The following is a 20,612-nucleotide window of genomic DNA, read 5'->3' as shown; positions in this document are numbered from 1 at the left end:
CGCGGACGTGTGGGCCGCAGCACCGTGGATACGCGGTCTGCACAGTCACCGCGGACCGCCCCCGGAAGGTCGTCGACGACATGGGCAGCCAGCCTTCCCCCAGCAGTGCTCCCGCACCGGGCCACCACTCCGGGACCACGCTCCGCGTCAACGGCAAGCCGCACACGCTCACCGTCGACCACCGGCGCGTCCTGCTGGACGTACTGCGGGAGGACCTTGACCTCACCGGCGCCAAGAAAGGCTGTGACCACGGGCAGTGCGGGGCCTGCACGGTCCTGGTGGACGGGCGGCGCGTGAACAGCTGCCTGCTGCTGGCGGTGACGCTGGACGGCTGCGAGGTGACGACCGTCGAGGCTCTCGCCGGGGACGGAGAGGACCTGCACCCCTTGCAGCGGGCGTTCCTCGCACGGGACGCCTTCCAGTGCGGCTACTGCACACCCGGCCAGATCTGCTCGGCGCTCGGCATGCTGGCCGAGGCCGCGGCGGGCCATCCCTCGTCCGTCACCGGGCCCGCCACACCGTCGGGCCGGCCGGTGCCGCTGGACCGGGAGGAGATCCGGGAGCGGATGAGCGGCAACCTGTGCCGGTGCGGTGCCTATCCGCGCATCGTGGAGGCGGTGGAGGACGTGATCCCGTGATGCCGTTCACCTACGTCCGCGCCGGCAGTCTCGAGGAGGCGACCGCCGCCTACGCCGCCCGGCCCGGCGCCCGCTACCTCGGGGGCGGCACCAACCTCGTCGACCTGATGAAACTCGGCGTCGAGGAGCCCGCCGCCCTCGTCGACATCGGCCGGCTCCCGCTGGACACGGTGGAGGAGCAGGCCGACGGCTCGCTGCGGGTCGGCGCCCTGGTCCGGAACAGCGACCTCGCCGCCCATCCCGCGGTCCGCGAACGCTACCCGGCGCTGTCGCAGGCACTGCTCGCGGGCGCCTCCGGGCAGTTGCGCAACGCCGCCACCACCGGCGGCAACCTGCTGCAGCGCACCCGGTGCCCGTACTTCCAGGACGTGTCCAAGCCGTGCAACAAACGTGTGCCGGGCAGCGGTTGCGGCGCCCGCGACGGCGTGCACCACGACCACGCCGTGCTCGGGCACTCGCCGCACTGCATCGCCACGCATCCCTCGGACATGGCGGTGGCGCTGGCCGCTCTCGACGCGCGCGTGGAGCTGTACGGACCCGAGGGCGCCCGGAGTCTGGCCGCTGCCGAGTTCCACCGGCTGCCCGGGGAGCATCCCGAGCGGGACACCGAGATCCGGCCCGGCGAGCTCGTCACCGGTGTGCTGCTGCCGGCCGCCGCGGGCGGGCTGCCGTCGGCGTTCCGCAAGGTCCGCGACCGGGCGTCGTACGCCTTCGCGCTGGCGTCCGTCGCCGCCGTGCTGCGAGTGGCCGACGATGTCGTCGACCATGTCGGGCTGGCCTTCGGCGGCCTGGCGCACCGGCCGTGGCGGGCGCGGCGGGCGGAGACGGAGCTCGTGGGCGAGGCGCCCACCGCGGAGGCGTTCGCCCACGCCGTCGACCTCGAACTCTCCGCCGCGCAGCCCCTGCGGGACAACGCCTACAAGGTGGCGCTGGCTCGGAGTCTCGCGCTGGACGTCCTCACCCGGCTGGCGGTTTCGGCCGTGAAGAGGATGCCATGACCCGGGTGTGCCTGGACGCCATGTGGGCCGTTTCAGCCGTGAGGAGGACGCCATGACCCACACCGCCGTGGGCGCGCCCGCCGAGCGCCGGGAGGGGCGGGCGAAGGTCACCGGCACCGCCCGCTACGCCGCCGAGCACCCCTTTCCCGGCCGACTGCACGCCCGGCCCGTGCCGGCGGCGATCGCCCGGGGCCGGGTGACCGGCATCGACACCGCCGCCGCCCTCGCCGTTCCCGGCGTACACGCCGTGCTCACGCACGAGAACGCGCCGCGACTCGCCGCACCGGACGATCCCACGCTCGCCGTGCTGCAGGGCCCGGGCGTGCCGCACCGCGGCTGGTTCGTCGCCCTGGTGGTGGCGGACACCCTGGAGGCGGCCCGCGCCGGTGCTTCCACGGTCCGCGTGAGGTACGCCGTGGAGGAGCACGACGTGACGCTCACCGGCTCGCACCCGGGGGCGTACGTGCCCGAGGTGACCAACGGCGGCTATCCGGCCGTCCGTGAGCGTGGCGATCCAGAGGGGGCCTTCGGCGGCGCGGCCGTCCGGGTCGACGTCGAGTACCGGGTGCCGCCGCTGCACAACCACCCGATGGAGCCGCACGCAAGCACCGCCCACTGGGACGGCGAGCGGCTCACGGTGCACACCTCCAGTCAGGGCACCACCGTCGTACGCGCCGTGCTGGCCGGGATGTTCGGCCTGTCTCAGGAGCGGGTCACGGTCGTCGCGGAGCACGTCGGCGGCGGCTTCGGGTCGAAGGGGACGCCGCGGCCCGACGTGGTGCTGGCCGCGCTGGCGGCGCGGCACACCGGACAGGCCGTCACCGTCGCGCTGCCCCGCCGGTATCTGCCCACGGTGGTCGGGCACCGGGCTCCCACGCTGCACCGGCTCCGGCTCGGCGCCGGCACCGACCGCCGCCTCACGTGTCTCGTGCACGAGGTCACCACGCACACCTCGCGCGTGACGGAGTTCGTCGAGCAGGCCGCGGTGCCCTCCCGGGTGATGTACGCCGCGCCGCACAGCCGCACCGAGCACCGGGTGGTGCCGCTGGACGTGCCCACGCCGTCCTGGATGCGCGCCCCGGGCGGGACGCCCGGCATGTACGCCCTGGAGTCCGCGGTGGACGAGCTCGCCACCGAGCTCGGCATGGATCCCGTGGAGCTGCGGATCCGCAACGAGCCGGAGGCCGAACCCGACAGCGGGAAGCCGTTCAGCAGCCGGAACCTCGTCGCCTGCCTGCGCGAGGGCGCCCGACGGTTCGGGTGGTCCCGGCGCGATCCGCGCCCGCGTTCCCGTGCCGCGGGGCCGCTGCTGGTCGGTTCGGGCGTGGCCGCGGCCTTCCATCCCGTGCTGGTGTGGCCGTCCACAGCGGCGGCCCGCGCGCTGCCCGACGGGTCCTTCCTGGTCCGGGTCAACGCCGCGGACATCGGCACGGGTGCCCGGACCGTGCTGGCGCAGATCGCGGCCGACGTTCTCGGCGTGCCGCCGGCGCGGGTGCGCATCGAGGTCGGCTGCAGTGATCTGCCGGCCGCGTCGCTGGCCGGCGGCTCGTCCGGTACCGCCTCGTGGGGCTGGGCGGTGCACGAGGCCTGCGCCCGGCTCGCCCGGCGCCTGGCCGGGCACGCGGGGCCACTGCCCGAGCGGGGCGTCGAGGCCAGTGCCGACACGACGGGCACGGCCGACGCGGGCAGCCCCTGGGCGCGGTACGCCTTCGGGGCGCACTTCGCCGAGGTCGCGGTCGACGCGGTCACCGGTGAGGTCCGGGTCCGCCGGCTGCTCGGTGTCTACGCCGCCGGGCGGATCCTCAACGCCCTGACGGCGCGCTCCCAGTTCGTCGGGGGCATGGTCATGGGGATGGGCATGGCGCTGACCGAGGGCAGCACCCTGGACGCCGAGTCCGGCGACTTCGCCGAGTCCGACCTGGCGTCGTACCACGTGCCGGTGCACGCCGACGTGCCGGATGTCGAGGCGCACTGGATCGAGGAGGACGATCCCCACCTCAACCCCATGGGCAGCAAGGGCATCGGGGAGATCGGCACCGTCGGCACGGCAGCCGCGATCGGCAACGCCGTGCACCACGCGACCGGTGTGCGCTTCCGCGAGCTCCCGCTCACCCCGGAGCGCGTGCTGCCCGCGCTCGCCGCTCGCCGCAACCCGAACCGTCAAGTCAACGTCTAAACGATCGCAGGGGCTGCACCGTCGACGGTCAGGTACGGGGTACGGGGGTACGCCGGTCGGCTCCGGCAGGCGTGATGCGCGCGCCGACATGGGGAATCCGAAGGGGGAGAGCTGCCCGGCCGCGCATCGTCGCGGCACTCCGGCCCGACCGTGAGAGAGGACCCGTGGACACGACCACAGCCGTGATCGGTGCCGCCGCGGTCCTCGCCGCGGCCGCGCTCACCGTGGCGGTCGTACTCCTCGTACGACTGGTGCGGACCCGGCGCGTCCTGCGCGAAGCCGGGCTTCCCACGGGCCCCGGCTGGGTTTTCTGGGGTGCCGTCATCTACGTCGTGCTGCCGGCCGACCTGCTGCCCGACCCGGTGTACCTGGACGACATCGGCGTGCTGCTCCTGGCGCTGCGCACCCTGCGGGCGGCCCGGTGCTGACCGGGCTGCGCCGGACGTTCACGCACCGGTTCCCCGTTACGCAACGTAAGGAAACCATTCACTCGTTCGATTCGTATAAGTGCATGGAAGCCGAAGCTATTCGGCGGGCAGGCGTCGCACGGGGTGAGCGCGGCCTGCTCCGGACAGCACCGACGCAGGGAGAGACGATGCAACCGTTCGCGCTCAACTACGCACGTCCGGCAGTGGAGTTCGAGGCCACCACACCGTACGTCTACGACTCCGGTCGGCAGTTGAACGTGCTCTTCGACGGGCGGGTCGCCGCCTGCGACCACGCGTTGCTGAGAGAGGTGGGGACCACGACGTCCACCGCGGGCTCGAAGACGCACTTCGACGACTGACCGCGGGCCGCCGACGATGACCGTGCTGATCCTCACCCGTGAGGAGGACGTGACCGCGGACATGGTGGTGGTGCAGCTGGGCGCGTCCGGCGTGCCGGTGATCCGCCTGGATCCCACCGATCTGACCGGCGGTGTCGCCCTGTCCGGCGAGTACGTCCACGGGTCCTTCCGCGGCCATCTGGCCTCCGGGGGCCGGCTGGTCGGCATAGGCGGCCTGCGGTCCATCTGGGTGCGCAGGCCGGGGACTCCGGCCGGGCGGGCGGCCGAGCCCTCCGCCTGGCTGACCGAGGAGTCCTCGCAGGCGTTGTACGGCATGCTCCGCGGCAGTGGAGCGCGCTGGATGAACCACCCGGACGCGGCGCGCCGGGCCCGTCACAAACCCTGGCAGCTGCGTCTCGCACAGCAGTGCGGCCTGCCCGTGCCGGCCACGCTGATCACGACTTTTCCGGGCGCGGCTCGTGAGTTCGCGCAGCGCTACCCCGACCTGGTGGTCAAGCCGGTGTCGGGGGCGCATCCGCAGGACCCGCCGCGCGCGGTGCCGGTCAGCCGAGTCGCGCCGGACACGGACTTCGCCGCGGTCGCCTACGGGCCCACGCTGCTGCAACGGCGGATAGCCAAGCGAGCCGACATCCGGCTCACCGCGGTGGGCGACCGGCTGCTCGCCGCCCGTAAGGCGGCCGACCCGGACGCGGACCCCGCCCAGGTGGACGTGCGCTTCGCCGCGTCCGAGGCGCCCTGGCAGGCCACCGACGTGCCGCCGCGCGTGGCCGCGGCCGTCCGCTCGTACCTGCGCCGGGCCGAACTGGCCTACGGCGCCTTCGACTTCGCCGAGGACACGGACGGCACCTGGTGGTTTCTGGAGTGCAACCAGTCGGGGCAGTTCGGTTTCGTGGAGGTGGAGACGGGCCAGCCGATCGCCCGCACCATCGCGCAGTGGCTGGCGCGGCCCGTGCCGCCGGAGCCGACGCACGTCAATGGCGCGAACTCGGCGGTGACTTGAGCGTGCAAAGCGAACTCGCCGGCTCTCGTGGAGTCGCGCGGTCAGTGCGGGCGCGGGCCCGGCAGCATGCCCGCGCGCTGCCAGCCGTTGCCCGGGGAGGGCGGACGCTCGCCGGCCGGTGGGAGGCCGGGCGAGCGCAGGGGCCGTATGGCGATCTCCAGTTCCCTGCTGACGCGTTCGGCCTCCTGGCGCGCCTGCGTGGGTACGTCGCCGCGTTCTGCGACGAGCCGGTCGTAGATGGGGGAATCCTGGAACACCCGTCAACGTGCCTTTCTTCTCGTCCGCCCCCGTACGTGGGCGCAGTCCGCCCCCGTGCGTGGGTGCGACTGCCGAGTCTAGGCGCCCCCGTACCCCGCAGTGCGAATTCGCCCGTCGGGTTTGACGTGGGCCGGGTGCTGGTGACCGCCCATGTCAGATGGTCGTGGAGGCGGGGTGAACGATCAGGAGGAACGCCGACGCCGTACGGCGAGGGTGCGCGGAGTACGTCGTCGGACTCCGCGCACCCTCACGAGACGCCGTCGGTCACGGGCCCCGGTGTGGGCTCACACGGCCAGGGACAGCCCGCTCTCCTCGTCCGGGTCGGCGCTCGGAGCTGTTGCCCCGCGCCGGCCGGCGAGCAGCAGGGCGTCCGCCTCGGCGACGGCCTCGTGGATGCTGGTCGTACCCATCATCACGCACAGCGTGTAGCTGACGTCCTCCAGTTCGCGTGCCGCCGCCGGGTTGTGCCGCTCCGCCTGAGCGATCTTCAGCGACGCATACCGCGTCAACAGTGTTCTGACGGCCTTCTGGTCCGGTACGAGCACTAGCGCCCCTCTCTCGGTTTTCGCATGCTTATGCCCGGAGAGTGCGGAATCATTCACTCCAATGTTTCACGCGCTCGGAATTGACTTGATATTACCGCTCCCTGACCGGGCGTCAGCTGGAGTTGACCGACCCGCTTCCCCGGGCGCCCCGAGCAGTTGAGCAGGACGCAAGATCCCCCACGTCGAACGGCTTGTCGCATGAACCGCTCCAGCCACCTGCTCCGCGCCCTGTACGTCGCCACCAGCACCGGTCTGGCCTGGACGGCGGTGCTCCAGTACCGATACGGCCCTCTGTGGGCGGCCTGTCTGTTCGGGGCCGCCAGTCTCGTCCAGGTCGCCGGCGTCGTACGGGAGACCGTGATCCAGGACCAGCGCCGTGCCGTCCCCGAGCTGTCCACGCGGGCGGCGGGGCGGCGCGGGCGCGGCGAGGGGCTCGCCGACCGGATCGTCCGCGCGGAGCTGGACGCCGCCTGCTGCGAACGCTGGTGGACGAGCCTGGGCACCGACCACGACGCCACCTGCCCGCACCGGATGCGGCGCAGCAGCGCCGCCTGACCGGCCGTCCCGGTCGGCGGCGGGCGTGCGGTCAGGCCACCTGGCCGCAGTGCAGCTCCGTGTACGCGCCGCGCCGCCCCGGCGCAGGAGTTCGTCGTGCGTGCCGGTCCCCAGGATCCGGCCGTCCCCCATCACCACGATCCGGTCCGCCCCGCGCGCGGTGGACAGCCGGTGGGCCACCACGAACGTGGTGCGCCCGCGCAGCAGCCGGGCGAGGGCCTGTTGGACGAGCGCCTCGGAGCGGGGGTCGAGCGCCGAGGTCGCCTCCGTCCGGGACCAGCACCTTGGGGTCCCGGATGAGGGCGCAGCGCGTTGGCCTCGCGCAGCGCCGCGCGCACGGTCTCCTCGTCGGCGTCGTCCATGCCGTACGCGACGTTCTCGCGGATCGTGCCGTCGAAGAGGATGGACGGCAAGCGCCTCCCTTCCCGTGCCGGGGAGCAGTACACCCGGCGGGTGCGGGGGTTTTCGGGTGGTCGCGGCGCGGGGTTGGCGGAGGCGGGTGGCGGTGGACGGGGGCCGTGTTGGACCCGACGGGGGGCCGTGCCGATCCCGAGGCCCCCTGCTCGAGCGATGCCGAAGCTTGGGGGCAGGCAGCCCGGCCGGCGCGGGCGAGCGCGCCCTCAGGCGGAGGTCGCCTTCCGCGAGCTGCCCGACCGTCAGGCGCCAAGCCGCGTGTGCGCCCGCCGTGCCGCTGCCGCCGTGTCCGCTTGTCACGACCTTCACCGTCCGTCAGGCGGCGTCGAGTTCCGCGAGTTCGCCGGCCGTGAGTGTGAGGTCGGTCGCGGCGAGGGAGTCCTGGATGGTTTCCGGGCGGCTGGCGCCGGGGATCGGGATGACGACCGGTGACTTGGCGAGCATCCACGCCAGGCACACCCGCTGCGGGCTCAAGCCGCGGGCCTCGGCGATGCGGGCGAACGGCGCGTGGGCCGAGCCCAGTTCGCCGGCGCGGGAGATGCCGCCTAGCGGGCTCCAGGGCAGGAACGCGATGCCGAGTTCGTCGCACAGGCGCAGTTCCGGCTCGCTGGAACGGAACGCCGGGGAGAACTGGTTCTGCACGGAGACCAGCCGGCCGCCGAGGATCTCGTTCGCCTGCCGGATCTGGTCCGGGTTCGCGTTGGAGATCCCGGCCATACGGATCTTGCCCTCGTCCAGCAGGTCGCGCACCGCGCCGACGGACTCCTCGTACGGGACGCGGGGGTCGGGCCGGTGGAACTGGTAGAGCCCGATGGCCTCCACGCCGAGGCGGCGCAGGGACGCCTCGCAGGCCTCCTTGAGGTGGTGGGGGCTGCCGTCCAGCGTCCAACTGCCGTCGCCGGGGCGCTGGTGGCCGCCCTTGGTCGCGACCAGCACCTCGGCGCCGCGGTCGTGGGAGCCGAGGGCCTTGGCGATGAGGGTCTCGTTGTGGCCGACCTCGTCGGCGTCACGGTGGTAGGCGTCCGCGGTGTCGATCAGGGTCACGCCGGCGTCGAGCGCGGCGTGGATGGTGGCGAGGGAGCGGGCCTCGTCCGGCCGGCCCTCGATGGACATGGGCATGGCGCCCAGGCCGATCGCGCTGACCTCGGCGTCACCGATGCGGCGGGTGTGCATGGGGTCGTGACCTCTTCCGGTTGTCGCGCAGAACCGTGGCAGAACCATTGGGTGTCCGGCACGCGCACGAGGGGGGGATCGCACGATGCCGGACGGACACCAGCCTGGTCGTCCCGTGGCCGCAGGTCCAATAGAAGATGGAGAACACATTCAGCGCCCGGGGCGCTGAATCCCGGATGGCGGGCGGAGCCCGTAGAGCACGCTGCCCCGGGTGTGTCCGGGCAGGGGATGGGCGGTGACCCCTTCGCCGATCCCCACGGGTTCGGGGCCGTGGATCACCTGGTCCGCGTCCGGTGCCGCGTCGAGGTCGCCCTCGTGGATCCACAGCCGGGCGCCGGAGTGGTCGGCGTAGCGGCGGCCGTGTGTGGCGTGATCGCGATGGGTTTGCAGCACGTCGGTGACGGGGCCCGATGCCGTGCAGCGCTTGGCCAGGGCACGGCTCCAGGGTGTCGATCATCATGACTGCGCCGGAGGACGGCCGCAGGAGCAGATAGGAGTTGGCCCCAGCGGTGTGCGGCGAGTTGTGGCCGCAGATCAGTACGCCGTCCTCGAGAGCCATCAGAAAACGGATCGAGTGCCTGGTCCGCCTGCCCGGACCCGGCCGGGATCGACCGGGTGGGGCAGGCGGAGACCGCAGCGTGTAAGCGCCGGTTCTCCGTGTCATTGCCCGGCAGCCGCAGCAGCTGCGACCTCCCTGCGGCCTCGCCGATCAGTTCCGGCACGAACTGCCGGGCGGCATCGCGGTTCATACAGCGGTCGTCCACATACCATCCGTCCACGAACAGCCTGAATGCTCTGTCCGGCTGCCGTTCCGTTTCTCCAGCTGGACACGGGGTTGCGCGGTCGGCCGGGACGTGTGCACTCTCAGCCTCGGCCGCCCGGCGCAGTGCCGGTGACGGTGGGATGCGGCGGCGTGGAGAGGCGACGGCATGCGGATCGGACTGCTGGGGACCGGCCCCTGGGCACAGATGGCGTACGCGCCGGCGTTGAGCGAGCACCCAGGGCTGGACTTCGCCGGTGTGTGGGGCCGTCGTCCGGAGGCCGCCAAGGAGCTGGCCGACCGGTACGACACGCGCGCATACGACGACGTGGACGCGCTGCTCGGCGACGTGGACGCCGTGGCCGTGGCCCTGCCACCGGATGTGCAGGCCGAGTTGGCGGTGCGCGCGGCACGCGCGGGCCGCCATCTGCTGCTCGACAAGCCGCTGGCGCTCTCGGTGCCGCAGGGGCGGGCCGTGGTCGAGGCGGTCCAGCAGGCCGAAATCGCCTCGGTGGTCTTCTTCACCACCCGCTTCGTGACCGAGGCGGAGGCGTGGATCGCCGAACAGGCGGGCAGGAAGGGCTGGTTCACGGCGCGGGCGCAGTGGCTCGGTGCGGTGTTCACCAGTGACAGCCCGTTCGCGGCCTCACCGTGGCGGCGGGAGAAGGGGGCTCTGTGGGACGTCGGTCCGCATGCCCTGTCCGTGCTGCTGCCGGTCCTCGGTGACGCGCGGCGGGTGTCGGCGGCGGCGCACGGCCCCGGGGACACCGTCCATCTGGTTCTGGACCACGCCGGTGGCGCGTCCAGCACGCTGACCCTGAGCCTCACGGCACCGGCCGCGGCGGCGGGTGCCACGGTGGAGCTGCGGGGCGAGGCCGGGGTGGCACTGCTTCCGGAGAGCTCCGGCGGAGTCGTACCCGCTCTCGCCCGGGCGGCGGACGCGCTGCTCGCCGCCGCCCTGACCGGCCACGCGCACGCGTGCGACGCGGCGTTCGCCCTTCGGGTCACGGAGATACTCACCGCGGCCGAAGCCTTGCTCGACGCCCGGCCGAGCGACGGCTGAGCGCCGGTTGTCAGGGCCGGGCGACAGCTGGGCACTCGGTGCCGGGCCGGGCGACAACCGAGTGCTCGACTCCAGGCCGGGCGACAGCCGAGCACGCAGTACCGGGCCGGGCGACAACCGTGCACTCGGTGCCGGGACGAGCAGCGGCCCAGCAGGGTCCAGCGCACAGTGAACTCACCAGGTTGTCGGAGTCGGCGGGCGCGTTGCCGCCTGCCCGCCGGCACGGCGCGGAGCGCGGTCGTACGCGGGCAGTTCAGCCCGTCGCCCCGTGGTGATGTGCGGGCGGTGATGGCGGGGTCGGGCCAGCCGCCCCGGGCCACCCCCCGGCGCAGGAACCGGCCGCCGTGGTCGGCCTCGACGGCGGCGAGGTCCTCGGCCGGGTCCCCGAGGGCGGCGTCGACCCAGTCGACGACGCCGCTGAGCCTCGGGAGTCCCTCGTCGTCGTACTCCCACAGGACGTTCTCGGCACCCAGGTCACCGTGCACGACCGCGGTGGTGAGGTGGGGCAGCGCGTCGAGCGCGGCCAGTTCGCGATCGGCCCGTCGCCGCCGCCGGCGGACATGACGTCCCGTGCCCTCGGGTCGGCCCCGGCCCGGGCTAGCCGGTCAGCAGTGCGGCGTACCGCGCCGCCACCGCCTCGGCCACGGCCTGGTCGCGAGCGCGCCGGCGTCCAGCGGGGCGCCGGGAACCCGTATGAGCGCCAGGAACGGCGGCTTGTCGGTGCCGCCCGGCACCACGGCTCCGGAGTACGGAAGCCGAGATCCAGGCCGGCCAGGGTACGCAGTATTGCGGCCCGCCCGGTGAGCCGTGCGGCTGCCGCCGCAGTGCGCGGCAGACACACGACCCGGTCCGAGCCCAGGACCACGTGATGGAACTGTCCCCGCGGACCCCCAGGGCACGCGGTTCGTCCGCCGGCAGCAACCGGCGCAGCAGCGGCCGGTGTGCTTCGACGACCTCCATCAGGCGGTCTCCCCTCGGTGTGCTGCGGTCAGGCCTGCGGCAGGTGGAAGTTCACCCGTTCCCTTACGACGGGATATCCGGCCTTGGCGAAGTTGGCGGCCATGGGGAAGTTGCCCTGGTCCGTCGCACCCGCGACGAACTGCGCGCCCCGTTCGACGAGGTAGTGGGTGCACTCGGCCAGCAGGTCGTAGGCATAGCCGTGGCCGCGCTGCTGCGGCAGGACGCCGATGAAGCCGACGCAGGGCCCCGCCGGATTGTGCGCGGGGATGTGCATGCCCACGGGTTCGCCCCGCGGCGTGTACGCGATCTGCCACCACTCGCGCGGTGACGGGCACCACCGGAAGAAGTCGAGTTCCTCCCGGGCCGCCTGTTCGAGCCCGCCCTGCTCGATGGCGATCAGCGCATGGGCGTCCAGGGTGAGGGAGTGGATGCGGCGCAGCGCGTCGGAGAACACCGCGTCGTCCGGTTCGGGGCGGAAGACCAGGCGTCCGGGCCGCTCGGGCAGCCCGCACTCCGGCGTCCACCGGTACAAGAAGCGCTCCACCAGGAGGTCGTACCCGGCCGCGCGTACGGCGGTGAGGCGAGCCTCAGCAGCGGCGCGCAGGGCGGGGTCGTCACGCCAGCCGGGCGGCAGGTTCAGTTCGATCTCCACCTGCCAGGGAGAGGTCCGCAGGAGCTCGGCTCCCGCCTCCTCCTCCCCCTCGGCGACGTCGAACCAGTTGAGGTTGACAGGCGTGGTGTCGTCGGGGCCGCCCCACCAGGCGGCGCGGGCGACGACCTCGCCGTCGCGCAGGGCGACGCGCTTCCAGTCGGGGCGGTGCCGGGTCAGCCGGTGCGTCTCCCGCACGGCCAGCTGCCACCCGGCACGACACCGCCGGCGCTCGCGCCTCTGCGATGCGCCGCCGGCGCCGCAGCCATTCGGCGAGGTCCAGCAGCGTCTGGGCGCGTTCGAACGGCCAGTGCTCCAGCACGGGGCCGGCCAGAGCCGCCCGGAAGTGCGGCTCGGCGTCCTCGGGGTCGGCCAGGAGTCCGCGGGCCCGGTCGGTCAGCGCGCGCAGGCGGGGTGATGCCTGGTCCGCGGGGGTGCGAGCGGAACGCTCGACGATCGCGGTTGCCTTCTCGCACCGGCCACTGCGCACAGCGGCGGCGGCCAGATCCGCGACGGCCGGACAGGAGGCGTGGTAATGCACGTGTGCGCCATCTGCCGTGAAAACCCCTGCGGAGTTGGTCGTACGCCGCCTCGTACGCGCCCTCTGCGGCGGCCGCGGCGCCGAGCGCACGTCGGGCATGGACGGACCGAGCGGCTCTCCAGCGGATCGATCAGGGCGAGCGCCTCACCGGCCCGGGCGCGGACTGCGGCGCCCTCGCGCCGATCGCCGTCTCGGACAACGGCCCCAACGGTTGCCGAGTTCACGCACAGCTCCTCCGGGATGTTCTGCAACACGACCATGGTCGACATGTTCAGCGTGCCGCTGAGCATCCGGCTGACCGGCGCGAAGGACCAGACGACCGGCATCCTGCGCTCGGGGGGCCGGGCGGCCGCGTTCGCCGCCGTGCGGCAGGCCGAGGACTTCGCGCGGCTGGTGGTGAACGACACCCGGATCATCGCGCCCGGTCACGGGCTGGACGCCTGGCTGTTCAGCAAGGACTACTTCGCCGCGTACATCGACGAGGTGTGGAGCTCGTGCGCCGGCAAGGACCTCAAGGTCACCACCAACGCCGGTACCTTCACGGGACGGGTACACGGGCAGCAGCTCACCTTCGACGGGCGGACCCAGGTCGCCTTCGACCGGCCGTCCATCCGCGACGTCCTCTTCTGCGACGGGGCCCTCGCCGCGCCCAACGACGGCACGACCGGTCCCGTCGCCGCCGTGCTCGGCGCCGGTTTCAACCGCTCGACGCTGGTCAGCCATCCCGCCCAGCCGACCACCGACGCCGCCGCCTTCTACCGGACGGCGGTCACCGACCACTACTCCGCGGCGATGCACGCCGCCACCGAGGACGGCAGAGCGTACGGATTCGCCTGCGACGACGTGGCCGACTTCGCCTCGTACATCCAGGACACGGCGCCCACGGGCATCCGGCTCACCCTCGCGCCGTTCCAGCGCGGCCGGGGCGCCGCGGGCTCCCGGCGTGCGGCGCCCGGTCCGGCGTAGCAGCGTAGGGGTGTGAGCACAGGGCGCGGCCGGCCGCAGCGCCGGGAGCGGGACCGGCGGGGTTGGCTGCGGGGCGCGCCGCCGCCGGGCTGGGTGCGGGTGCTGCCGACCGCACTGCTGGCGGCCGTGTGCGTGGCGACGCTGGTCAGCCCCGGGCCGCTGGACATCGGCTTCCTGCTGGGCGCCATCCCGCCGCTGGCCGTGCTGTCGTACGGTCCGCTGGCGACCGCGGTGCTGGGCGCCTCGGTGGTGGCGGTGCTGAACATCCCAGCCTTCCGCCTGAACGACCCCGGCACCACCGATCTGCTCACCGTCGGTTTCGTCGCCGCGCTGAGCGTGCTGGTGTCCTACGTCCGCAGCCACCGCGACGCCCAGCTGGTGACCGAGCGGGCCGTCGCCAAGGCTGCGCAGCGGGCCGTCGTGCCGCCGCTGCCGGAGCGGGTGGGGGCGGTGCGGTGCGCGGGTCTGTACCGGGCCGCGCAGCGCGGGACGCTGGTGGGCGGGGACTTCTTCGACGTGCGCGCGGGGCCGTGGGGCGTGCGGGCGGTCCTGGGGGACGTGCAGGGGCACGGGCTGTCGGCCGTGGCGACGGTCGCCTCGCTGCTGGGGGCGTTCCGGGAGGGGGTGCTCGACCAGCCGGAGCCCGAGTCGCTGGCCGAGCGCCTGGACCGGCGGCTGGAGGTGGACAGCGCGGAGGTGCAGCATGCCGAGCTGTTCGCCACCGCCGTGCTGCTGGCGTTCTCCCCCGACGTCCGGGCGGTGCGGATCGTGGCGTGCGGTCACCCGGGGCCGGTGCTGCTGCGCGCGGGCCGGGCCGTGGAGCTGCCGGTCGAGCCGGGGACGCCGCTCGGCCTCGCTCTCGGCCCCGGCGAGGGCTGCCCGCCCGTCGGCTCGGCGGTGCCGCTGCAATGCGGTGACCGGCTCTTCCTGGCCTCCGACGGGGTCACCGAGGCCCGGGACGCCGCCGGGGCGTTCTATCCACTGACCGAGCGCCTCGCGGACCTCGCCGGCACCGGGGAGCCGGAGGCGCTGGCCGAGCACGTGTGGGCGGACCTCGTACGGCACTGTCCGGACGTGCGGGACGACGTCACGATGCTCGTGCTCGGGCCCCTGGCGGACTGACCGCCGCTGACGGGCATCCCTGATCTTCAGAGCCCGCTCTGCTGCGGCGCTCCGTGCTCTCCGGATGCATGGCGGGCTCCGGCGTTGAATGGTGATATCGGACGGACCCGATGACTGAGCCCACCGGGGCCGCCACAGCGATCCGGACCCGAGGAGCAGAACATGCCGACGTCACAGCCCGCCGCGTCCCCGCTGCCCGAGGACCGCGCCACCCCGGACGACCTGCTCCATGCCCGCACCGGCACCGATGTGTCGCCGGAAGACGTGGTGCTGGCCGCGGGCAGGGACCTCACCCCGCGCAACCTGGAATGGGCCCGGCGCAAGCTCGCCGCGGAGGGACCCGCCGCCCTGGACAAGCTGCTGCCCTAGTAGAGCCTGTTGCGAAAGTGCCGCCGGCCGCGCGACGCCACTTTCGCAACGGGCCCTACTAGGGTCGGGGACTGGCGCGGTGGCTTCCGCTCCCGTTTCCAGCCCCCGCCGCTTCAAACCGTGCGTTCGTTTGGGTAGGCCGCCAGCGAGGTGCCTGTGACCAGGTCCTTTTCCGACGGCCCCCCACCGAACCGGGCGTTTCCGGCTGGCGAAGATGGCCAGCCGTTCGTGGACGTAGCCGTCGACCGCGTTGAACTTCCGCCCGGAGTTTCCGTTGCGGAAGAACGCTGCCCAGCCCCGGAGTACGGGGTTGGGTCGGCGACCACGGCGGACACCGGCCGTTCGGTCTTCGAGCGGGCGGTGGCTGTGCGGACCTTGTCTCGCAGCACCCGCATCGCTCTGGCCGAGGGCCAGCGTTGCAGGTAGAACCTGCCTCGCCATTTCCACGATTCCACCTCGCCCTCACCCACGCGTTCGCCCCCCGGCCGATTGCCTGCATCGTGGTGAGCGGTACTTCGCCCCAGCCGGAGACCCCGCCCCACCACGATCGCCGTGTGCGCGTCCCGGCCTCAGTGGAGTCCGTAGGCTCGGGCGAGTACGCCCACGGTGGCCGCCATGGCTTGGCGCAGCTCGGCCGGTGCGACGACCTCTACGTCGATACCGAGTCGCAGCAGCTCGCCGCAGGCGTGGTCGGTGCTCTCGGTCGGGATGACGGCCTCGACCCATCCGTCGCCGCCGACGGCGGTCGCGGTGGAGTCGACTGCCCGCACCACCTCCGGGGGGAGGTTGTCGGGCAGGCGTCGGCGTCCCCGCGGGGACAGGCGGATGGTGGCTGTGCCGGTGTAGCGGCGTGTCTGGAAATCGTCGAGGTAGGAGGTCCAGTACGCGCCCAGGTCGAAGCCCTGCGGCCGGTCGAACCGCTCGTCGCTCACCACCGCGTCCAGGACTTGGGCGGCCCGGTAGGTCGCGATCCGGCTCTCCGCGGCGGCCACGAGGTACCAGATGCCGGATTTGAGCACCAGGCCGTATGGGCGAAGGCGGCGATGCACCTCCTGGGGCGCGCGCCAGCGGCGATATCGCACGTCCACCGCCCGCCGGGTGAGCACCGCGTCGACGAACAAGGGCAGATACGGCGTCTGTTCGGGTTCCCGGTACCAGCCGGGAGCGTCCAGGTGGAACACCGCCGCGGTCCGCGCCGCCTCGTCACGCAGTCTCGCCGGCAGCGCGGTCAGCAGCTTCAGCCGTGCCGCCGTCACCTCCGCCGCCAGGCCCAGGTCGGCCGCGGGCCCGGGCAGTCCGGCGAAAACCAGTGCCCGCGCCTCGCCCTCGCTCATCCCGGTCAGGCGGGTGCGATAGCCATCGAGCAGCTGATAGCCGCCCGCGCGGCCCGGTTCCGCCAAGACCGGGACCCCGGCGGCCTGCAGGCGCGCCAGATCGCGGTAGGCGGTCCGCACGGACACCCCCAGCTCGTCGGCGATTCCTCGCGCGGGCATGCGGCCACGGGATTGCAGCAACAGCAGCAGTGACAGCAGGCGACCGGCAGACATGGGCGCAATTCTCCTCCGGAAACCCTGACAGCACCTGACACACGACTGCCCTAGCGTCGATCCGTGTCCGGCTCCCACCGAACGAGCCGACACTCATGCCCGGACAAGAGCACCGAACAGGAGTCCGTTGTGCCCCGAACCGATCCCGCCGGCCGCCCCGCTGTGATCGAGCTCCGCCAGTACACGCTGCGTCCCGGCCGGCGCGACGAGCTCATCGCGCTGTTCGACCGGGAGCTGGTAGAGACCCAGGAAGAGGCCGGGATGGCCGTGCTCGGCCAGTTCCGGGATCTCGACGATCCGGACCGCTTCGTCTGGCTGCGCGGGTTCGGGGACATGGAGGTACGGCGCCGCGCGCTGACGGCCTTCTACGACGGACCTGTCTGGGCCGAGCACGGTCCCCGGGCCAACGCCACCATGATCGACTCCGACGATGTCCTGCTGCTGCGACCCCTGTCGGCCGGGAGCAACTTCGTCGGCCGCCCGTCCGAGCGCCCCCAGGCCGGTGCTCCGGAACCGGACCGATTCGTGTCCGCCACCATCTGGTCCTTCCCTCCCGGACGGCACGACGGCATCACGCTGATCCGAGACGGTCTCCTCCCCGTGCTCCACAACACGGGACCCGCGCCGCTTGCCGTCCTGACCACCGAGACAGCGCACAACACCTTCCCAAGGCTGCCGGTCCGCACCGGAGAGAACGTCGCCGCGGTCTTCACCTCCTATCCCAACGAGGGTGCGCATCACCAGCACTTTTCCCAGGCGCAGGCCCACCCCCTCACACGGGACGAGATCCTGCCGGGCATCGAGCGGGAACAGACCGCAGCCCCCCGGACACTGCGACTGGCGCCCACAAGCCGCTCGCTCATCTCCTGACTCCTGAGCTGACAGCTCAAGAGAGACAAGGGGACGGATGGGACTCCACTGACTTCACCGACCCGCGAGAACCGACCTGACTGTCTCACCTGACGTTGTCCCCGACGGCCGAACCGGACAAGATCAGATGAGATAGAGACAAGGTCTCGTGAGACAAGACAGCCGACTTCGACTTCCGGCGTGCCATCCACGCTGTCTGGGAGATCGTGGAGGAGGCCAATCGATGTATTGACGCGACCCGGCCTTGGGAGCTGGCTCGGGAAGAGCGGAGGGGCAACGGTGAAGCGGCGAAGCAGCTCGACACCGTCCTCGTCGCGCAGGACCGCACGCTGCTCGGCGTGCACTGCTTCGGGTCCGGCGCCACCAAGCTGATCCACATCGGGCAGACCGTGATGGGCTGCGGCAGATCGACCGGCTCGGGGGCTGAGGGACGCTCAGCGGCTCCGCTGCGCACCCGGCGGCTCGGTGTCGTCCCCGACGACCTGCACGGCGGCCTCCTCGGCGCCGGTGCCGCTCTCACCCTCGCCTTCGCCTTCACCGGCGGGTCCGGGCACGTCGGGCCGCTCCTGCGCGAGTCGTTCGTCGAGGGTCTCGCCGTCGCGCTGCTCGGCGGCGGTGGTGCCGTGCCGGGTGACGCCGAGCGGCCGCTCCGGCGGGGAGTAGCCCTGGTCGAGCGTCTCGTCGTAGGTGGGTTCGTCGACGGTGTCCTGCGGGTCGAGCGGCGCGGCGTCCTCCTGCTCCTCGTTGCTTCCGGTGGGCTGGTAGGCGTTGTCCGCCATCGGCTCGGGCTCGGCCGGTTCCGTTCCCATGACTGCTGCCTTCCTGTCGCGCTGCGTCGACCGGTTCGTACGACGGGTTCGTACGACGGTGTCCGGTCCGCGTTTCCCGCCGGGCGCTCGTTAACCACGGCTTCGCAACTCCCAGGAAACAAACCGGAGTTGAGGGTTCTGAGGGGCGTGCACATTACCCACTGGTCAATCTTGAAAGATCAAAGGGTGGGGCTATCATCACTCGCACACACTGTGTGACCGACCGTCCGCGCAGCGGCTGACCGGTATCCGCCACGCCCTTTTCACCGCTCCGGGCCCGCGGCCATCCCCGTCGGGTCCGGCGCGGCGCTCCACCCCCCACCCCTATGCGCCGGGCGGCTTGGCCGCCCGGCGGCGCTGCTGTACCGCGCGATCCCAATGCTCGGCATCGCGCTGGCGTTCAGGTACCTCAGCCGGGACGATCTTCATGGTGGCCGGTTCGCTGCCCGCGGGGTCGATGACGCTGGCGCTGTTCGACGAGCGGCTGGCCGAGAACACCGCACTGTCCACGCTGGTGGGCGCGGCCTGGTTCCTGCTCATGCTGGGCGTGGTGCTGGGCGGGGCCCGGCGACCGTCCGCGCGCGGCTCGTCCTGTCCGGCACCGAGCCGGCCATACTGGCACTGTTCGCGGTGCTCGCCTCTTCCACACGGGCAACGCCCGCTCCTTCGACTGGTCCTGGCTCGGCTTCGGCCACTTCGACGGGTGACGGGCTCGCCTCGGGCGCGCTCGTCGCCGCTTCTGCTACTGGGGCTGGGACGTCACCAGCAACCTGAGCGAGGAGACCCGCAACAGCCGCCGTACGACGGGGCTCGCCGGGCTCATCGGGCTGGGTGTCGTCTTCCTGCTGGTCCAGGTGTTCAACATCGCGGTGAAAGTGATTCTCTCCGAGCGGCAGATCCACCAGAACGCGGCCAACGTGCTGGCCGTGCTCGGCGAGGAGATCTGGCCGGGCTGGGGCGGCAGGCTGCTCGTGGCGGCGGTGATGCTGTCCACCATCGCGACGCTGGAGACCACGCTGATCCAGGTCACGCGCTCGCTGTTCGCGATGGGCCGGGACCGTACGATGCCGTCCGCGCTGGGGCGGGTGCACCCCGCCTGGAACACGCCGTGGGTGGCGATCGTGGTGGTCGGCGCCGTGGCGCTGCTGATGCTCGCCGCCTCCACCGTGCTGGGCACGGTGGGTGACATCCTCTCCGATGCCATCTCCGCGATCGGCCTGCAGATCGCCGTCTACTACGGTCTGGCCGGGCTCGCGGCGGTCGTCGCCTACCGCCGGATGCTGCTGAGGTCCGCGGCCAACCTCGTCTTCGGCGGGCTGTGGCCGCTGCTCGGCTCGCTGTTCATGTTCTGGGTGTTCGTCGAGTCGCGGAGCGAACTCGGCCCGCGCGGCCGCGCGGGCTCTGAGGGGCGTCCCGATGACACGCGACCGCTTCACGCCCCACTTCGACCCGGACTGCGGGGACGCCTCGCTGACCGCCGCCCGACAGGACATCGTCATCGGCCGCTGGCAGGGCCTGCGGGAGCTGCTGCGCGCGACCGGCTCCGACTGGTTCGTGCGCGGGCACCGGGTGCGGCTGCTCGCGCAGGACTGCGCGGGCAGTTCGACGGCGGAGTCGTGGCTGGCCTCCGAGCCGCGCAGCGCGGACGCGCGGGTGCTGTGGGCGGCGACGGCCGACCGCCCGGGCGTTCACCCTGGCCATCACGGCGGGCCGGGGTGAGCCGATCGACCAGTACCGCGTCGACGCCGCGGTCATGGCGTGCCTGACGGCCGCCGAGGCCTACCCGGAGGACCCGACGCCCTGGGTGTCGCTGATCTCCGTGGCGCGGCTGTACCCGTCAGGGGTACGGCGGCATGAACTGGCGTTGCTGATGGGACGAGTTGCACAGGCGCCACCCGTACAGCGTGGAGGGCCACCTCCAGGTGCTGCACTACTACTCGACGCGCTGGCACGGCACGCACGGCCTGATGTACGACTTCGCCCGCGGCGCGGCCGGCGCGGACCGGCTGCCCGCTGCCAGTGCTGGTGCGGTACGCGCGGGCGGAGGAGTTCCGCTTCGCCGTGGACGCGGCGCAGGGCATGCGCCCGGCGGTGGGGCTCGCGCAGCACTGGGCCCACGACGGCGCGGTGAGCGGCGTACGGCACACCTGGCAGCGCTGGGTCATGGGCCGTACGGACAACACCGTGGCGCCCGCCGAGCTGCGCGGCCTCAACTGCCTGGCGCACGCCGCCTGTTGCGCGGGCCAGCCGGACATCGCGGCCGCGCTGCTGGGCATGCTGGGCGTGCTGGGCGTGCTGGGCCAGCGCGTCACACCTAAAACCAGAAGGCCTAGTCCCAATGCCGTGTAGTTAGGGCTTGCCGGGAAACAAGCCGTGGCTTCGGGCCTTGGTCCTCGTTGTTGTGGTATGGGG

Annotated in this window: 17 protein-coding genes and 8 pseudogenes; 15 read left to right on the top strand and 10 right to left on the bottom strand. The window is 72.7% G+C overall.

Going from position 1 to position 20,612, the window contains the following annotated elements:
- The first annotated feature begins 80 nt into the window (after positions 1–80).
- From H8R17_RS32525 to tgmB, 6 genes are all read left to right on the top strand, one after another.
- A complete protein-coding gene (locus H8R17_RS32525) occupies positions 81–638 on the top strand; it encodes a (2Fe-2S)-binding protein (RefSeq protein WP_187826808.1) in 558 nt (185 codons plus the stop codon).
- A complete protein-coding gene (locus tag H8R17_RS32520; RefSeq protein ID WP_187826807.1) occupies positions 635–1,636 on the top strand; it encodes a xanthine dehydrogenase family protein subunit M in 1,002 nt (333 codons plus the stop codon). Before H8R17_RS32525 ends, H8R17_RS32520 begins: the two co-directional genes overlap by 4 nt.
- Positions 1,637–1,688: 52 nt before the next feature.
- The gene (locus tag H8R17_RS32515) at positions 1,689–3,812 is read left to right on the top strand and encodes a xanthine dehydrogenase family protein molybdopterin-binding subunit (RefSeq protein ID WP_187826806.1); all 2,124 of its coding nucleotides are present in this window, start codon (positions 1,689–1,691) and stop codon (positions 3,810–3,812) included.
- Between the two features lie 164 nt (positions 3,813–3,976).
- Complete coding sequence (locus tag H8R17_RS32510) at positions 3,977–4,240, top strand: hypothetical protein (RefSeq protein WP_187826805.1); 264 nt, start codon at positions 3,977–3,979, stop codon at positions 4,238–4,240.
- Between the two features lie 167 nt (positions 4,241–4,407).
- Positions 4,408–4,599 carry a putative ATP-grasp-modified RiPP gene (gene tgmA, locus H8R17_RS32505; protein WP_187826804.1) on the top strand — a complete coding sequence of 64 codons (192 nt, stop codon included), beginning with the start codon at positions 4,408–4,410 and terminating at the stop codon, positions 4,597–4,599.
- Positions 4,600–4,615: 16 nt separating this feature from the next.
- Complete coding sequence (gene tgmB / locus H8R17_RS32500; RefSeq protein ID WP_187826803.1) at positions 4,616–5,599, top strand: ATP-grasp ribosomal peptide maturase; 984 nt, start codon at positions 4,616–4,618, stop codon at positions 5,597–5,599.
- 41 nt (positions 5,600–5,640) lie between these two features.
- On the opposite strand, the gene H8R17_RS32495 is transcribed toward tgmB, so the two are convergent.
- Both H8R17_RS32495 and H8R17_RS32490 read right to left on the bottom strand, forming a co-directional pair.
- Entirely contained in the window at positions 5,641–5,856 is a 216-nt protein-coding gene (locus H8R17_RS32495) for a hypothetical protein (protein ID WP_187826802.1), read from the bottom strand.
- Between the two features lie 285 nt (positions 5,857–6,141).
- The gene (locus H8R17_RS32490; protein WP_187826801.1) at positions 6,142–6,402 is read right to left on the bottom strand and encodes a DUF5133 domain-containing protein; all 261 of its coding nucleotides are present in this window, start codon (positions 6,400–6,402) and stop codon (positions 6,142–6,144) included.
- A gap of 198 nt (positions 6,403–6,600) precedes the next feature.
- Between H8R17_RS32490 and H8R17_RS32485 the strand changes: the two genes are divergently transcribed.
- Complete coding sequence (locus tag H8R17_RS32485; RefSeq protein WP_187826800.1) at positions 6,601–6,957, top strand: hypothetical protein; 357 nt, start codon at positions 6,601–6,603, stop codon at positions 6,955–6,957.
- Between the two features lie 31 nt (positions 6,958–6,988).
- Here H8R17_RS32485 and H8R17_RS48890 read toward each other — a convergent pair.
- From H8R17_RS48890 to H8R17_RS32475, 3 genes and pseudogenes are all read right to left on the bottom strand, one after another.
- Positions 6,989–7,364, bottom strand: a pseudogene (locus tag H8R17_RS48890) (ABC transporter ATP-binding protein); the annotation flags it as partial.
- Between the two features lie 322 nt (positions 7,365–7,686).
- Positions 7,687–8,544 (bottom strand): aldo/keto reductase, encoded by an 858-nt coding sequence (locus H8R17_RS32480; RefSeq protein ID WP_187826799.1) that lies wholly within the window; start codon positions 8,542–8,544, stop codon positions 7,687–7,689.
- 192 nt (positions 8,545–8,736) lie between these two features.
- A pseudogene (locus H8R17_RS32475) lies at positions 8,737–9,293 on the bottom strand (MBL fold metallo-hydrolase); the annotation flags it as partial.
- Between the two features lie 180 nt (positions 9,294–9,473).
- Here H8R17_RS32475 and H8R17_RS32470 point away from each other — a divergent pair.
- Entirely contained in the window at positions 9,474–10,367 is an 894-nt protein-coding gene (locus H8R17_RS32470) for a Gfo/Idh/MocA family protein (protein WP_187826798.1), read from the top strand.
- 272 nt (positions 10,368–10,639) lie between these two features.
- On the opposite strand, the pseudogene H8R17_RS49470 reads toward H8R17_RS32470, so the two are convergent.
- Positions 10,640–11,327 (bottom strand): annotated as a pseudogene (locus tag H8R17_RS49470) (phosphotransferase); the annotation flags it as partial.
- A gap of 28 nt (positions 11,328–11,355) precedes the next feature.
- Positions 11,356–12,180, bottom strand: a complete 825-nt coding sequence (locus H8R17_RS32460) for a GNAT family N-acetyltransferase (RefSeq protein WP_187826825.1) — start codon at positions 12,178–12,180, stop codon at positions 11,356–11,358.
- A 484-nt stretch (positions 12,181–12,664) separates the two neighbouring features.
- Between H8R17_RS32460 and H8R17_RS32455 the strand changes: the two are divergent.
- The 3 genes and pseudogenes from H8R17_RS32455 to H8R17_RS32445 all read left to right on the top strand — a co-directional run.
- Positions 12,665–13,483: pseudogene (locus tag H8R17_RS32455) on the top strand (beta-1,3-glucanase family protein); the annotation flags it as partial.
- Positions 13,484–13,495: 12 nt separating this feature from the next.
- Positions 13,496–14,605, top strand: coding sequence for a PP2C family protein-serine/threonine phosphatase (locus tag H8R17_RS32450; protein WP_316959590.1), 1,110 nt, complete (start codon positions 13,496–13,498; stop codon positions 14,603–14,605).
- Positions 14,606–14,767: 162 nt separating this feature from the next.
- A complete protein-coding gene (locus H8R17_RS32445; protein ID WP_187826797.1) occupies positions 14,768–14,974 on the top strand; it encodes a hypothetical protein in 207 nt (68 codons plus the stop codon).
- Between the two features lie 201 nt (positions 14,975–15,175).
- Here H8R17_RS32445 and H8R17_RS49465 read toward each other — a convergent pair.
- Both H8R17_RS49465 and H8R17_RS32435 read right to left on the bottom strand, forming a co-directional pair.
- Positions 15,176–15,415, bottom strand: a pseudogene (locus H8R17_RS49465) (group II intron maturase-specific domain-containing protein); the annotation flags it as partial.
- Between the two features lie 128 nt (positions 15,416–15,543).
- Entirely contained in the window at positions 15,544–16,521 is a 978-nt protein-coding gene (locus tag H8R17_RS32435; protein WP_187826796.1) for a YafY family protein, read from the bottom strand.
- Positions 16,522–16,650: 129 nt separating this feature from the next.
- Here H8R17_RS32435 and H8R17_RS32430 point away from each other — a divergent pair, with 129 nt between their 5' ends.
- Together H8R17_RS32430 and H8R17_RS49460 are read left to right on the top strand one after the other, a co-directional pair.
- Positions 16,651–17,391 carry an NIPSNAP family protein gene (locus H8R17_RS32430; protein ID WP_187826795.1) on the top strand — a complete coding sequence of 247 codons (741 nt, stop codon included), beginning with the start codon at positions 16,651–16,653 and terminating at the stop codon, positions 17,389–17,391.
- A 257-nt stretch (positions 17,392–17,648) separates the two neighbouring features.
- A pseudogene (locus tag H8R17_RS49460) lies at positions 17,649–17,795 on the top strand (Si-specific NAD(P)(+) transhydrogenase); the annotation flags it as partial.
- Positions 17,796–17,825: 30 nt separating this feature from the next.
- Here H8R17_RS49460 and H8R17_RS32425 read toward each other — a convergent pair.
- Positions 17,826–18,200, bottom strand: a complete 375-nt coding sequence (locus tag H8R17_RS32425) for a hypothetical protein (RefSeq protein WP_187826794.1) — start codon at positions 18,198–18,200, stop codon at positions 17,826–17,828.
- A 339-nt stretch (positions 18,201–18,539) separates the two neighbouring features.
- Between H8R17_RS32425 and H8R17_RS32420 the strand changes: the two are divergent.
- Both H8R17_RS32420 and H8R17_RS32415 read left to right on the top strand, forming a co-directional pair.
- Positions 18,540–19,579, top strand: a pseudogene (locus H8R17_RS32420) (APC family permease); the annotation flags it as partial.
- A 37-nt stretch (positions 19,580–19,616) separates the two neighbouring features.
- Positions 19,617–20,549 (top strand): annotated as a pseudogene (locus H8R17_RS32415) (hypothetical protein).
- Positions 20,550–20,612 lie beyond the last annotated feature (63 nt).

Source organism: Streptomyces sp. TRM68367 (assembly GCF_014495685.1).
GTDB lineage: Bacteria > Actinomycetota > Actinomycetes > Streptomycetales > Streptomycetaceae > Streptomyces.
Note: the sequence above shows the minus strand (reverse complement) of the source record. Positions and strands in the feature narration are given on the sequence as shown.

Coding starts and splice junctions, on each gene's coding strand:
- H8R17_RS32525 (WP_187826808.1), top strand. CDS start 81: ATGGGCAGCCAGCCTTCCCCCAGCAGTGCTCCCGCACCGGGCCACCAC.
- H8R17_RS32515 (WP_187826806.1), top strand. CDS start 1,689: ATGACCCACACCGCCGTGGGCGCGCCCGCCGAGCGCCGGGAGGGGCGG.
- tgmA (WP_187826804.1), top strand. CDS start 4,408: ATGCAACCGTTCGCGCTCAACTACGCACGTCCGGCAGTGGAGTTCGAG.
- tgmB (WP_187826803.1), top strand. CDS start 4,616: ATGACCGTGCTGATCCTCACCCGTGAGGAGGACGTGACCGCGGACATG.
- H8R17_RS32485 (WP_187826800.1), top strand. CDS start 6,601: ATGAACCGCTCCAGCCACCTGCTCCGCGCCCTGTACGTCGCCACCAGC.
- H8R17_RS32480 (WP_187826799.1), bottom strand. CDS start 8,544: ATGCACACCCGCCGCATCGGTGACGCCGAGGTCAGCGCGATCGGCCTG.
- H8R17_RS32470 (WP_187826798.1), top strand. CDS start 9,474: ATGCGGATCGGACTGCTGGGGACCGGCCCCTGGGCACAGATGGCGTAC.
- H8R17_RS32445 (WP_187826797.1), top strand. CDS start 14,768: ATGCCGACGTCACAGCCCGCCGCGTCCCCGCTGCCCGAGGACCGCGCC.
- H8R17_RS32435 (WP_187826796.1), bottom strand. CDS start 16,521: ATGTCTGCCGGTCGCCTGCTGTCACTGCTGCTGTTGCTGCAATCCCGT.
- H8R17_RS32425 (WP_187826794.1), bottom strand. CDS start 18,200: ATGGGAACGGAACCGGCCGAGCCCGAGCCGATGGCGGACAACGCCTAC.